The sequence below is a fragment of the Bacillus sp. DHT2 genome (assembly GCF_026241455.1).
Lineage (GTDB): Bacteria > Bacillota > Bacilli > Bacillales > Bacillaceae_G > Bacillus_A > Bacillus_A pseudomycoides.
The window spans coordinates 179311-193458 of the sequence record NZ_JAPHWH010000003.1 but is presented as its reverse complement, the minus strand read 5'-3'; the positions used below and the strand labels follow the sequence as shown (position 1 = coordinate 193458).

Annotated in this window: 12 protein-coding genes, 3 pseudogenes and 1 other annotated feature; of the genes and pseudogenes, 11 read left to right on the top strand and 4 right to left on the bottom strand. The window is 33.3% G+C overall.

Annotation, left to right across the window (positions count from 1 at the left end):
• Positions 1–19: 19 nt before the first annotated feature.
• A complete protein-coding gene (locus ORL93_RS09850; protein ID WP_040119247.1) occupies positions 20–1558 on the top strand; it encodes a thiol-activated cytolysin family protein in 1539 nt (512 codons plus the stop codon).
• A gap of 113 nt (positions 1559–1671) precedes the next feature.
• On the opposite strand, the pseudogene ORL93_RS09845 reads toward ORL93_RS09850, so the two are convergent.
• Positions 1672–1755: pseudogene (locus ORL93_RS09845) on the bottom strand (IS6 family transposase); the annotation flags it as partial.
• A 258-nt stretch (positions 1756–2013) separates the two neighbouring features.
• Here ORL93_RS09845 and ORL93_RS09840 point away from each other — a divergent pair.
• Positions 2014–3186, top strand: a complete 1173-nt coding sequence (locus ORL93_RS09840; protein WP_098160441.1) for a phytase — start codon at positions 2014–2016, stop codon at positions 3184–3186.
• Positions 3187–3655: 469 nt separating this feature from the next.
• Here the strand turns inward: ORL93_RS09840 and ORL93_RS09835 are convergent, their stop codons facing one another.
• Together ORL93_RS09835 and ORL93_RS09830 are read right to left on the bottom strand one after the other, a co-directional pair.
• Positions 3656–4213: an isochorismatase family protein gene (locus ORL93_RS09835; RefSeq protein WP_006097279.1), complete on the bottom strand. Its 558-nt coding sequence runs from the start codon at positions 4211–4213 to the stop codon at positions 3656–3658.
• 127 nt (positions 4214–4340) lie between these two features.
• On the bottom strand, positions 4341–4541 hold the full coding sequence (locus tag ORL93_RS09830; protein WP_018766997.1) for a DUF1272 domain-containing protein: 201 nt from the start codon (positions 4539–4541) through the stop codon (positions 4341–4343).
• Between the two features lie 157 nt (positions 4542–4698).
• Here ORL93_RS09830 and ORL93_RS09825 point away from each other — a divergent pair, with 157 nt between their 5' ends.
• From ORL93_RS09825 to ORL93_RS09790, 8 genes and pseudogenes are all read left to right on the top strand, one after another.
• Entirely contained in the window at positions 4699–5121 is a 423-nt protein-coding gene (locus tag ORL93_RS09825) for an Lrp/AsnC family transcriptional regulator (protein ID WP_033799788.1), read from the top strand.
• 129 nt (positions 5122–5250) lie between these two features.
• Positions 5251–5992, top strand: a pseudogene (locus tag ORL93_RS09820) (IS4 family transposase); the annotation flags it as partial.
• 186 nt (positions 5993–6178) lie between these two features.
• On the top strand, positions 6179–6733 hold the full coding sequence (locus ORL93_RS09815) for a GNAT family N-acetyltransferase (protein ID WP_006097282.1): 555 nt from the start codon (positions 6179–6181) through the stop codon (positions 6731–6733).
• Positions 6734–6895: 162 nt separating this feature from the next.
• Positions 6896–7148, top strand: a binding site (T-box leader).
• A gap of 81 nt (positions 7149–7229) precedes the next feature.
• A complete protein-coding gene (locus ORL93_RS09810) occupies positions 7230–8489 on the top strand; it encodes an MFS transporter (RefSeq protein ID WP_098019566.1) in 1260 nt (419 codons plus the stop codon).
• A gap of 513 nt (positions 8490–9002) precedes the next feature.
• On the top strand, positions 9003–9194 hold the full coding sequence (locus tag ORL93_RS09805; RefSeq protein WP_265958985.1) for a hypothetical protein: 192 nt from the start codon (positions 9003–9005) through the stop codon (positions 9192–9194).
• Positions 9195–9460: 266 nt separating this feature from the next.
• The gene (locus ORL93_RS09800; protein WP_260988445.1) at positions 9461–10405 is read left to right on the top strand and encodes a group II intron maturase-specific domain-containing protein; all 945 of its coding nucleotides are present in this window, start codon (positions 9461–9463) and stop codon (positions 10403–10405) included.
• Between the two features lie 463 nt (positions 10406–10868).
• Positions 10869–11924, top strand: a complete 1056-nt coding sequence (locus ORL93_RS09795) for a DUF5105 domain-containing protein (RefSeq protein ID WP_265958984.1) — start codon at positions 10869–10871, stop codon at positions 11922–11924.
• Positions 11925–12155: 231 nt separating this feature from the next.
• Complete coding sequence (locus tag ORL93_RS09790; protein WP_265958983.1) at positions 12156–13118, top strand: DUF3994 domain-containing protein; 963 nt, start codon at positions 12156–12158, stop codon at positions 13116–13118.
• Positions 13119–13427: 309 nt separating this feature from the next.
• Here the strand turns inward: ORL93_RS09790 and ORL93_RS09785 are convergent, their stop codons facing one another.
• On the bottom strand, positions 13428–13565 hold the full coding sequence (locus ORL93_RS09785; protein WP_003202758.1) for a hypothetical protein: 138 nt from the start codon (positions 13563–13565) through the stop codon (positions 13428–13430).
• Positions 13566–13995: 430 nt separating this feature from the next.
• Between ORL93_RS09785 and ORL93_RS31505 the strand changes: the two are divergent.
• Positions 13996–14097: pseudogene (locus ORL93_RS31505) on the top strand (DUF3967 domain-containing protein); the annotation flags it as partial.
• Between the last annotated feature and the right edge of the window lie 51 nt (positions 14098–14148).

The window sequence follows — 14148 nt, the reverse complement described above, 5'->3', positions numbered from 1 at the left end:
TACGAAAAAAAGGAAGGAGTTGATTTTTTTGAAAATCAAGAAAAATACTAAGGGAATAAAATTACTAGCATGTTTATCAATTGGCTTATGCACTATTAATTATTCTTCTATTTCCTTCGCTGAAACAAAAACAAGTAATGCAGCTGATGCAACAAAAAAAGCTATTAACATTGATACTGGCATAGCAAATCTAAAGTATAATAATCAAGAGGTTTTAGCAGTAAATGGTGATAAAGTAGAGAGTTTTGTTCCGAAAGAAAGTACAAATTCAAATGGTAAATTTGTAGTAGTTGAACGTGAGAAAAAATCACTTACAACTTCACCAGTCGATATTTCGATTATTGATTCTGTGGCTAATCGTACATATCCAGGAGCAGTACAACTTGCAAATAAAGCTTTTGCGGATAATCAACCTAGTTTGTTAGTGGCTAAGAGAAAACCTTTGAATATTAGTATAGACTTACCTGGCATGAGAAAAGACAATACAATTACTGTCCAAAATCCTACATATGGTAATGTGTCTGGAGCAGTAGATGAATTAGTATCTACTTGGAATGAAAAGTATTCAAAAACACATACGTTACCTGCAAGAATGCAGTATACAGAATCTATGGTGTATAGTAAATCTCAAATAGCAAGTGCTCTTAATGTTAACGCTAAATATCTTGACAATGCACTGAACATTGATTTTAAAGCGATTGCAGATGGAGAGAAAAAAGTGATGGTTGCGGCATATAAGCAAATCTTTTATACCGTAAGTGCAGAACTACCAAACAATCCATCAGATCTTTTTGATAATAGTGTTACGTTTGATGAGTTAACTCGTAAAGGGGTAAGTAATGCGGCTCCGCCTGTTATGGTGTCAAATGTAGCTTATGGTAGAACAGTTTATGTGAAATTAGAAACATCATCTAAGAGCAAAGATGTACAAACTGCTTTTAAAGCCTTAATTAAGGGTCAAGGCGTTGAAGCGAGTGGACAGTACAAAGATATTTTTGAAGACAGTACCTTTACCGCTGTAGTATTAGGCGGAGATGCAAAAGAGCATAACAAGGTTGTTACAAAAGATTTTAATGAAATCCGAAATATCATTAAAGATAATGCGGAATTAAGTTCTAAAAATCCAGCATACCCAATTTCATATACAAGCACTTTCTTAAAAGATAACGCAACTGCTGCTGTTCATAACAATACAGATTATATTGAGACTACAACTACAGAATATTCTAGTGCTAAAATGACGCTTGATCATACTGGTGGATATGTTGCTCAATTTGATGTATCTTGGGATGAAGTCTCATATGATCAAAATGGAAAAGAAGTACTAACCCATAAAACTTGGGAAGGAAACGGCAGAGACAGAACTGCTCATTTCAATACAGTCATACCACTTCCGCCGAATTCAAAAAATGTAAAAGTCGTAGCAAGAGAATGTACAGGTCTTGCATGGGAATGGTGGAGAACAATTATCAATGAACAAAATGTTCCATTAACAAATGAAATGAAAGTTTCAATTGGAGGAACAACATTATACCCAAGTGCTAATATTAGTCATTAGGTAAAAGTGAAGCGCCCTGTTTACAGGGCGCTTTTTTACTTGGTCGCAAGGGTTCTGGTGCAAAGATAAAATAAAAGAGAATATAGCTCATATATTTCTAGCGGAATTCTATTTTATGCTGTAAGCCCAAACAATCGATGGATGAATTCTTTCTGGTTTTGGACAGACTGATCCCGTAAATCAATCTGTCCAAGTTTAGGAGATTACTTGCAAAAGTTTTAGAGTTTTTGCACCAGAACCAGACTTTTTATGGATAGTGCAACTTTATTTTGGATGGATAATTTTCACAATACATGTAACGTTCTGCTTACGATAGATCCTGTAAATCATTTATCTGAAAATTTACAATAAATACATAAATAATTAAAAATTAATAGATAAAATAATACAAGAAAAGTGTATCTGTTCTAGTTAACAGGATAAAGAAAATTATTTTTTTCAAGGGGGAACTACAAATGTTAAAGGAAATATCAACAGTTGCTTTAATGACGAGTGTATTATTTTTAACAGTAAATTCTACACCGAATTTGGTGGGGGAATTTTCAAATCCAAGTGTACAAGAGAAACAAAAACATTCAAAACTTGTAAAAGTGGAAGCAAAAGAGGAAACAGATGCAGTTGCTAATGCGGGTGATGCAGCTGATGATCCAGCAATTTGGGTTCATCCTCATGATTCTGAAAAAAGTAAAATTATTGGAACGAATAAAGAGGGGGGGATAGCTGTCTACAATTTAAAAGGAAAACAACTACATTCGTATAACTTTGGGAAACTAAATAATGTTGATGTACGATATGGATTTCCAATTGGAGGTAAAAAAATTGATATTGCGGCAGCTTCAAATCGTTCTACAAATACAATCGATATTTTTGCGATAAATCCTAAAACAGGAGAATTAGAAAATATTACGGGATCTCCCATTCAATCTAGCATGAAAGAAGTATATGGGTTTAGTCTCTATCATAGTCAAAAAACGGGTGTTTTTTACGCATTAGTTGTAGGGAAGGATGGAACTTTTGAACAATATGAGTTATTTGACAATGGAAAAGGAAAAATAGAAGGAAAGAAAGTACGTGAATTAAAGCTAAGTTCTCAATCAGAAGGAATTGTAGCAGATGATGAGTATGGAACAATATATATCGGTGAAGAAGATGTGGCAATTTGGAAATTCAATGCGGAACCAGACGGAGGAAACCAACCGATTGCAAAAGTAGATGGTGCGGATGGAAACCATTTAACAGCAGATATTGAGGGTTTGACGATATATTATGGAAAAAATGGGACAGGGTATTTAATTGCTTCTAGTCAGGGGAATAATAGTTATGCAGTGTATGACCGTAAAGGAAACAATGAGTATATTGGTAATTTTGCTATTGTTGATGGTAAAAATGTTGATGGAACGAGTGATACAGACGGTATTGATGTAATGAGTTTTGGATTAGGAGAAAAATATCCAAATGGCATTTTTCTAGCACAGGATGGAGAGAATATGGATCATGGGAAAATAGTAAATCAGAATTTCAAAATGATAGATTGGAAAAGGATTGCAAAAGGATTCGACTCAAAATTACAGATAGAAAATAACGTAGATCCTCGTAAACTAAAATTTAGAGAAATATTTAGCAAATAGTTAAGGTGAATAAAAGATCATTTCATAGTATATTGAAATGATCTTTTTTAGAATTTTATAATGCCTCAAAACAAAAAAATTGTACATTTTCAACTAGAGATGTCAATTTTCTCGTTTGGGGGGTATTTGCTTTCCTAAGCTTGATGGCGATGGGATAGCATCACATTCCCATCAACTTAAGAAATTGGTTGTTCCCCAAAACGAAATTTCTATCTAAGAAATACACCATTAAATGTAAAATTAAAATAAATGTATTTTATTTTAATTTCTTAAATACGCATAACCCCGTTCCAATTTTAGAACGGGGTTAAAATAAACTTTTTTAGTTTCTGGTGTGATATAATTCCATATTAAAAATATAATAACACACATTCGTTTAAATATGGTTTGGGTTATTCCACAATCATGCCTGATTGCTATAGATCAATAATTTTTTTAAGGTTCTCAATTTAACAGGGTAAATAGTGATTTATCGGTAATTGTTATGAATTGGTTGAAACAAATCCTCTTGGCTGGTCCGAACAACAGAAAAATTGTCAACATTGTAATGACCATGAAGTATTTCATTATGATGACTTATTATCTTTTCAGCAGATAGGATTGAAGAATCTGTCGTTGAATGACCATCCCCAACTAAAGTAACATCAAAATGATTCACCGTTGCAGTTCTAACCGCTGTGTCAATACAGTGTTCTGTTTTACATCCCATGATAACAAGATGTTCGATCTCGTTTTCCTTTAAAAAATCCATTAATAGTGTACCATAAAACGCATTTGTAGCTACTTTATCAAATATTTTTGCATTGGTTGGTACTTTTACTGTCTGGTGTATTTGAAAACCTGGACCTTTGCCATCAGCAACATCTTTATCCCTCACAAAGATAATCAAAGCATGTGATTCTAGTGCTTTATTAATAACCAAATTAACATTATCTAACAATGCTTCTTTATTAAGCACATTTTTAGTTTCGTTATTACCATCAACTAATTCTTGTTGGACATCAATAATAAGCAAAGCTTGGTTCAATATAAAAACTCCTTTATGCTATAATTTATATATATGTTCTCCATATCTTTCTTCATTCTAATAATCATAATATCGCCCCCTTTTATCTTTTGAACCTATTTCGTTACGAACCTAATAAGTAGTATTGTTATATGTTAAGAGAGCAGACACTACTAGATAGGGGTCTAGGTCTTTTAACAAGTTCTCCTTGACAATTAGGACATACATAATTCATTAATTTTGTACACTCCTCACAAAATGTACATTCATGTGTGCAAATAAAAGCCAAAGATTGCTCTTCAATCTTATTATTACATTTCTCACAACATTTCCTCATCTCAAGTCCCATTTTTATTCCTCCAATAACATTTTTTTCATTATATACATAAAATTATAAATATAATATAATTTTGTTTAAATACAAATTATTAGCTATTTCATCCAAAAGACTTAAAAAATTTATTCATTATAAGCGTTTTGCTTTAAATAAAAAGGGGATGTTTAGAATAGACCATATTGACCGAAAGATTTTACATATTCTTCAAGAAGATGGACGTATATCTATGACTGAACTAGGAAAAATGGTGAACTTATCAACACCAGCTGTAAAAGAAAGAGTAAAAAAATTAGAGGATAAAAATATTATTACAGCCTATAGTGCAGTTATAAACCCAGAGAAATTAAATAAGAATGTAACGGCTTTTGTTTTGTTTGAATCGAAAAAATGTCAACAATTCAGAAATTTTTGCAAAGAAAATCCTATGGTCTTTGAGTGCCACAGATTAGCCGGACAATATAGTTATTTGGTGAAAATAGTCACTGAATCGGTGCAACATTTAGAAGAATTTATAGATGCTTCAATGGAGTTTGGCTATCCATCAACTTTAATTAACTTATCATCACCAGTAAAATATAGATGTATTTTTTAGAATAGAGTTCTTCGAATTTATTTAAGGGATGCTACCACACATCCATCAACTTAAGGATTTAGACTATTCTTGAAGTTAAAAGCACGTTACTATTCTCTTATGTTAATGAGAAGGGGTGACGTGCTTTTTATGAATATGCATCAAAAACAAGAGTTGTCTTTATTTGCCGAAGAGTTATATCGCTATATGTCTCCCGCTACACTTAATCAATTAGCTATAGAAGCAGGCGGAATGAAACGAAAACGTAAGTGCCATGGGCACCATTTTTTATCTTTGTGTGTATGGTTAAATCAACAAATCGCTACTACCTCTCTTACTCAACTTTGTAGTCAATTAGAAACTTCAACAGCAATTTTATTAAGTCCTGAGGGACTTAATCGACGATTTAACGCGGCTTCTGTAGCCTTCTTTCGAAATGTATTTACTACACTTCTACAAGCTAAAATTGGAGGGTTATCTAGGATTTCTCATTCTCTTTCTGCTTACTTTGAGCGTATTCGCATTCTTGATGCTACAACCTTTCAAGTTCCAGATCGATTCGCAGCTACTTATCCTGGTGCCGGAGGATGTAGTCATAAAGCTGGTGTAAAAATTCAACTAGAGTATGACTTGTTGAGTGGAGAATTTTCTGATGTGAAAATTGAACCAGGAAAACGAAGTGATCAGGCGTATGGTGCGGCTCGAACAGGTATGGCACAAAAGAATGAACTATATATTCGTGACTTAGGATATTTTCGTTTACAAGAACTTTAAGTCTATTCAAGATAAGCAAGGATATTATTTATCACGTCTTAAGTTACCAACTAAGATATATAGAAAAGAATTCGAAACAGTCGTATTTAAAACAAAACCCGCTCAACTGAGACCGTTATAGGATAGCACCACATGTCTATCAAGCTAAGAAATCGAGTCACCCAAAAAAACGAAAAAGCTCATTTCTTATCTGAAAAAAGATACTAAGTGAGCTTTTTCGGATACTACCAATAATGATAGGATATGTAAACTTCACATGAATAAGATATATAATATAAAAATAACGATTAACTGAGGTGAGAGCTTGGAAAATACATATGAAATTCCCAAATTAGAAACAAAGCGTCTTTTATTAAAAAAACTAGATTTTCATGATTTAGATGATTTATTTGAAGTCTATTCGGATCCTCAAACAACTACATATGTACCTCGAGAGGTACACAAAAATAAAGATGAAACTCGTCTTTTTTTAGAAAACACGATGGAAACAGCTAAGAAAGGTAAGTCCTTCATATGGTCTATTATCTTTAAGAGTGATCAGAAAGCTATTGGAACCTGTGGGATCTGGAAATTATCACACAGTAGCGCTTCTTTAGGAGCTGTCATTAACCCACTGTATTGGGGAAAAGGAGTTATCGTCGAAGCTTTAGAAGAACTAATAAAGTTTGGCTTTCAAGAATTAGATTTAAATCGTATTGAAGGAAGATGTGACATAAGGAATACAGCGTCTGAACGAGTTATGCAAAAGCTAAAAATGACATATGAAGGAACATTGAGACAAAGTGTAATGATCAATGGTATGTATTGCGATTCTAAGATATATTCTCTTTTAAAACATGAATATGATAACTTTCGATAACGGAGATTATATAAAAGAAAGGTCCCTTCGAAGATCTGAAGGGACTCTTTTAAGTTTCTAGATATAGAGACTGCTGATAAGCAGGATTATGTTAACTAAGTTTGTATATGAGATGTAAAAAACATTTACAATATATATCCAATAATGTTAGTATATATGAAATTAAATGCAATGAAGAGAAGAGTAAATAAAGTGAATTCTATACAGAGAACCCTGGTAGCTGAAAAGGGGTTAGAATTTCTTTATTGAAGCAAGGCTCAGAGCAGCACATTGGAACCGACTATAGGGGGATAGTGTGACGGGCGCTCCCGTTATAGAGCTAGGGTATAAGCATTTTTGTTGTACCTGATAAGGTTAATATGGCGACATATTAATAAACTGGGGTGGTACCGCGATCTAAAATCTCGTCCCCAAGACACTTAAGTCTTGGGGGTGGGATTTTTTATTTTGTTTTAAGTGTTGCATTCTATCTGATTATATTTTAGGAGGAATTCAATTGAGTTTAAAAAAAACATTGGAAAATTGGCGGTATCCATCTATCTTATTGTTTAGCATTGGTGTTTCAAGTGTTGGAAGTTGGGTTTACTTTATCGCTCTAAACCTTATCGTTCTTAACATAACAGAGTCGGCCATTGCTGTCTCAGGTTTATATATTATTAGGGCTTTATCAACGTTGTTTACTAATATTTGGTCAGGAAGTCTTGTAGATCGTTTAAATAAAAAATATCTCATGATAGCACTAGATGTTTTTCAGACTGTGCTAATTGCATTATTACCTTTCTTCTCTTCTTTAGGGCTTATATATGCTATGGTCTTTCTTATTACAATAGCGAGCTCTATGTACCACTCAACATCGGTAACTTATATCACGAAGTTAATACCAATAGGACAAAGAAAACGTTTCAATTCTTTACGTAGCCTACTTGATTCCGGATCTTTTTTGACTGGACCAGCAATAGCAGGAATGATGTTTACAATTGGTACACCTAATATGGCTATTTATATCAATGCTGTAGCTTTATTTTTATCTGCATTAATTACAGTAGGAATGCCTAATGTTGAATCCTCTGCACAATTAGAAAAAACATCAGATACAACAAAATTATCTCTTAAGTTATTAATAGATGATTGGAAGCTTGTTATTAGATTTAGCCGTAAGTATTTATATATCATGATGATTTATCTTTTGTTTAGTGCGATGATAGTCATGATGACAGCTACAGATTCGTTGGAAGCTGCTTTTGCAATTAGGATACTTTCCTTATCTGAAGGTGAATATGGAGTCTTAGTCAGTATTGCTGGAGCAGGAGTATTAGCAGGTTCTTTATCCAATGCAATAATTATTGAAAAAATACCTACCTCATGGCTTATTGGTATGGGTTCCTTAATAACTGCAGTAGGTTATATGGTTTTTACATCCTCTAATACCTTTTTTATAGCATCTATAGGAGTTTTTGTTTTGTCATTTGCTACTGCCTTTTCTAATACTGGTTTTTACACATTTTATCAAAACAATATACCTGTTGATGTGATGGGGAGGGTTATAAGTATTTACGGGTTTATTGAGGCTTTTTTAATTATTACCGTTACTGCAATCTTTGGTATTTCTTCCGAGCTTATATCTATACGATTTGTTGTAGTTTCAGGAGCATTTATAATGTTTTTGGTATCTATTACACTATTTATTTGTAGTGTTCAACCATCAAAAGCGAAATTCTATTCTAATTCACCTGAGCTTAAAGATTCATTCCAATAAATTCTTTTTTTAATGAATAAAATTAGATAACGAGAATTATGTAAAAAAGTTAGTATGGATCTAACTTTTTCTTTTTTTGTTACAAGCATTATACCCTCTTTATTCACAGTGTTTTGAATGTATACTTTTCTTGATGTTTTTGAAGAAAATGATTAACTCACGATAAAATGAGTTATTATCTATTTATGATGGTAATAAGTATCGCAATGATAATTGTCGTTTTTTTAGGGGATGGATTTAAGTTAGGCTCTATTTTAAAATGGATTGTGTGTATTATATGGTTTTTTGTATTTATAGGGAATCTTTGTTATTACATTAAAAGTTTGAGAAAAAGAAATTTTAGGGATTAGATTGATATGTAAAAGCCTCAATTATCTAATATGCATTTAGATAATTGGGGCTTTTGATTTTGTTATTTATCTTTTATTAATGTAAGCGTCAAAGTGTGTCCTGAAGGATTTCTTGCACGGAAAGGAGTGGGAAAAAATGCGAGAAATTCATGCTTTGTAAGAGATGAGGAAAGGCCCTCGAAATCGGTATTCAGGTACAGGTTTCAAACCACCTTTGGGTGCTGCAATCAAAAGTTGTGGTACTGAGCGCAAATGGAAAAGGCTAACAGAGATTAGTCAGGTGTGTGCCATAAAGCTGAACGAGAGTGAACAATCCGATGAAGCGTCGTTACTACTTTTATACAGTCAAAACTAGGGGCTTTTGACACCTCTAGGAAGAGTCTGAAAGAAACCTGATTACTGTTCAGGTGGCTGTCGGCGTAAAGGTTGCAGGAGTATGGCACAGGTTTTTACAAGGAACAGGAGAAGTTTGTATTCTGATGATAAGTGAAAAATCCAAGCGATGAACTGACAAGGATGAAAGTAGTGATGCAGAATACAGATGCGGAAGAATCCGTAGTAGTGATGAAATGGCTGTAATGGCAATGGAGCGAAGGGACTCTGTTATCTATACTTCAGAAATTGAACAACCAGAAATGGGAGGATTTAATGAAAGAAGGAAAATCGTTTGAGATTTCACAATATCAAGTACTGGAAGCATACAAACGTGTAAAAGCGAATCGAGGTGCTGGAGGTATTGATGGAGTTGACTTCACAGAGTTTGATAAGGATTTGAAGAATAATTTGTACAAGCTTTGGAATAGAATGTCTTCGGGTAGCTATTTTCCTAATCCAGTAAAAGGAGTAGAAATACCGAAGAAGAACGGGAAAAAGAGATTGCTAGGTATTCCAACTATTAGTGATAGAATTGCCCAAATGGTAGTTCGTATGAATTTTGAGCCACTTGTTGAATCGATATTCTGTGCTGATTCTTATGGATATAGACCTAATCGCTCTGCCATTGATGCAGTGATACATTGTCAAACCAAAGAGGAAGCAGAAAGACTCTTAGAAAAGCTCAAAGAAAGAATGATGTCATGTAAGTTAGAGTTACATCCAGAAAAGACGAAAGTCGTCTACTGTAGAAGTGATAATTTCTCAAAACGACATGAGCATGAATCGTTTGACTTTCTAGGCTACACATTTCGAAGGAGATGGGCCAAGAGTAAATACGGAACATTTTTTCATGTCTTTACTCCTGCAGTTAGTAAAAGTGCTGGACAACACCTTAAAGATAAAATCCGCGAGATAAGAAAGCGGAATAAACTATACTCATTAGAGGAACTAGCAGACATTATGAATCCAATCTTACGTGGTTGGGCAAATTACTTTATAAAATTCTGTGTAAGTGAGGCAAGAAAGATACTAGACTTTGTGAATCTCACATTAGTCAGATTTATCAGGTTTAAGTATAAAACGGTGAAAAGAAGCAAAGCTAAAGCCTTTAGATATTTAGTACGTATGGCAAAATCACAACCAAACCTGTTTTATCACTGGCAAATGGGGATACGTCCGACAATTGGATAACAAGAGCCGAATGAAGGGAGACTTTCACGTTCGGTTCTTTGAGAGGCTCAGGGGGACATCCCCTGGGCCTACTCGACTATTCCCCACCTGCCATTTGAAAATAACCAATGAGATAATCTCCTTACATACTATATGTGGAGGTTTTTTTATGGAAAAACATCTATTAAAGTTACTTGACGTTTACAAATAAAAGGAGTGCTTATTTTATAGAAATAAGCACTCCTTTGTTTATTTCAAATTAAGAATTTCACAGCAGTCTTCAAAGAGATACAAGAGGAACCAACTGTTCGTAAAAGTTCGGTTCAGAAGGCTAATAATCAGCGAGAACAAACATAATATCCTGATATTAATCTTTAACGAAAAGTGAATGCTAGGATATGTACAAATCTTTCGACTTTGTTATAAAATGGGAATGTTGAGAAAAAATTCTTAAAGTTGTTAAGGGGAAAGGTGGAAATGCAGTATGAAGATTAAGCAGTTTATGAGTGTTTGTTTTGCAGCTATTCTTACAGTAGGTTTTGTAAGTGGTTGCGATTCATCCAAAAGCTCAACGGAAGTAAAAGAGAATAAGGTATATGGAGTTGGGGATACAGGAAAAACACAAAATATTGAGCTGAAATTAGAAAGTGCGGAATTTGTCTTACCAGGACAATTTGCGAAGCAAACAAATGACAGAGTTTTAAAGGTGAAGGTGAGTTTGAAAAATAAAGGTGATAAGGTAATTAAAATGTTGCCACAAGATTTTTCACTATACCAAAAAGATGAAAAAACGAACCTTTATTATACGTCAGATCCAAATGAGTTAAAAGGAGGAGATGTCGATAACGGGAAAAAAGTATCTGGAACCATTTATTATAATGTGAAAGATTCGTCTTCTTATGAATTGGTTTATAAAAAGTACATTATGGATCCGAAAAAAGAAAAAGAAGAGAAAATTTCATTTAAAATCCAAGGAAAAGAATTGGCGGAAAAAGCAAAAGAGCTACAAAGACCTGCTGAGGCTTTGACCGCATATTTAAATGCAGCCTTCTATGATAAAGATTCTAACAAAATTAATGATTTATCAGGCGAAGATGGTACTGCGTTTGTGAAAGAAGTAGAATCTTCTTTTAAAAGAACAAATGAAAGAATGTTTAACAATCAAATCGATGAGCAAGGGATGTTAAATTACTATAAAACTTTAAAAACAGCATTCCAAAAAAATGTGAAATTTGAAACGAAGGTAGTATCCCTAGATGGAGATAGAGCTCAAGTTGAACTAAAAGCGAAACCAATTATGTTGAACGAGTTGAAATCTAGATTTCAAAGTGAAGCGATGACAATCGCAAATCAAAATCCAAATATCACCAAAGAGGAGTTGACGAAGAAATTATTCGATTATGTAGTACAGTTAATACCAGAAGCAAGACCTGGTGATACGGAAGAAACAGTTAAAATTACTATGCTGAAACACGGAAAAAATCAATGGCGTTTAGATACAGCCTCCGCAGATCAAATTATGAAAGTATTTATTAAATAATCATAGTAAGCATTTCGTTTTAGGATGTGTGCCCCTTATAAGTCAACGTAATACCACTTAAAGGATTTGATGGTGTTATAAACGAAGTCTGTTCATTTACCGTTATTGCAAAATCTATATATGTTTTTCAAGAAAACGGTAAGCTTGAATTAAATGACGGTAAGGCAAAAGATAATATTAGGTTAGTAAAGAAAAAATAAATGTATCATGCCAAAAGGGGACTAGTAAACTATGAAACGAAACAAAGTACTATCGGTAGCAATCCCTATCATGCTATTAGCGGGATGTGGTGGGGTAGATAAAGCATCGACTGATAATAAGTCAAAAGTTGAAGCAAAACAAGAAAATAAGAAAGTAAAGCTTTCAAAAGAGGACTACCCTAACAAAGTCTATGAACTTTGTCTAGATTTTAATAGGAAGTATACAGAGCACGAACGGATACTAAACCGCCCTGCAAGAAAAAGTACCCAAGATAGTTCCTTAGAAACACTACAAAGTCAACTTGACGGTTTAATAACGGTAACTGATAAGGTCTTAAATATCGAACCTCCTAGTGAGTATGAAGATGTACATAAAAACGTAGCAGAATCAATGAATCACTTTAAAAAATCATTTGAACTCAATAAGAAAATATATGGTGCTAAAGACAAAACTACATCATCACATTTAGCGATGGTAAAAGAGTCTGATGAAGAATTGAAAAAAGCAAAAGAGTGTTGGTCAAAGTTCGAGAACGTTATTAACGATAAGAAATCAATCGGTACTAGGAAAACAGTAAGTGAAGGTGACGGTACGGTAACTGAACAAGATTTAAAAGATTTAGATAGAAAAGCCGGTATTGACATAGATGCTGTTAAGAAAAACACAACAAAAGAAGGTAAAGAGTTTGAAGGTAGTTGGGGTTTTGAAAAAGACGGTAAATTTATACCTACATTTATCTTTAAAGGTAACACATTTGAAACTTATGCAAGAGCCGAGTATCCTAGTAAAAAGAATTATGTAACAGGGACTTGGGTATACCGTAAAGACTCTTCTGAATTAATGTTAACTATTAAACAAGCATATGCAGAGGGAAAACCTATTGATTCAGAAAGACATATTATAGCATTAAAAGTCCAAAATTTTGGAGATAATAAAATGCAACTGTTTGATGGCGAGAATTTCCAAATATACCGTTTCGTAAAACAAAAATAAACGTATGAAAAGGGTTAGGTGTTGAAACCTAATCCTTTCTTAATAAGGAGGTATAGTAAACGTCAAGTAGCCCTAAAATATACTACATGAGTGGTGTATATTTTAGGGCTACTTTTTGTGTGTTATCCTTTCTTATTAATCTAGAAAGAATAACGTTTTTAACAATAATGGGTAGTAAATATTCTTAAGTTGATGGATGTGTGGTACCGCCACATGCCCATCAACCTAACAGAACAGCTTGCCCAAAAAATGATAAAAATGAACTTCGTTGCTATAAAAGACATAAAACCATAAACACTTACTTCATATTTACTTTTGTTGTGGACGATAAAAAGCATCTACCAATTGATTATACTCGCTTCTTGAAATTTCTTTATTATACAGTTTAATTAATAACTCTTTATGCGCCTTCGAAAACGCCATTTTGTCAATGAATTTTGGATACATATGATTATTCTCTCTCCGTCTGATAAATTATTATGTTGCATTTCGTCTACTACCCTTGAATATTATAATAGAATAAACAACCAATGTTTTATGAAATATTACATAAATATATAATTTATATATTTAATTAAAAAGATTAACTATAAATCTAATGAACATGCGGGTTTCCTTGTTTGTTAGTTTCATCAGCAAATACGTCAGACCTTTGAAAGGTTTTTGTAACATTTATAAAAGTAAATTGAAAGATATATATAATAAGATAAATATATCGAAAGTGATTTTATGGTTCTGTTGCAAAGTGTACTTGAGTTTCGAAAACTTTGCAACAGAGCCGCAAAAGCTATTTAGTCCTACAAATGTAGGGCTTTTTTCTTTGCAGAAATTTATAAAACACCATGGAATATTGTTTCCTAGGAGGTGTTGTAGCGCTATGTCGGATTTGGAAATTGTTTATACCGCTAAAGATGTCTATAGTCGCTTAGAAGTGAGCGACAGCACACTGAGAAAGTATGTTGAAGTCCTCCAACGAGAATCCTGTCGGGAAATGATAAATTGGATTTTGATTTATCATCTCTACTTTTAT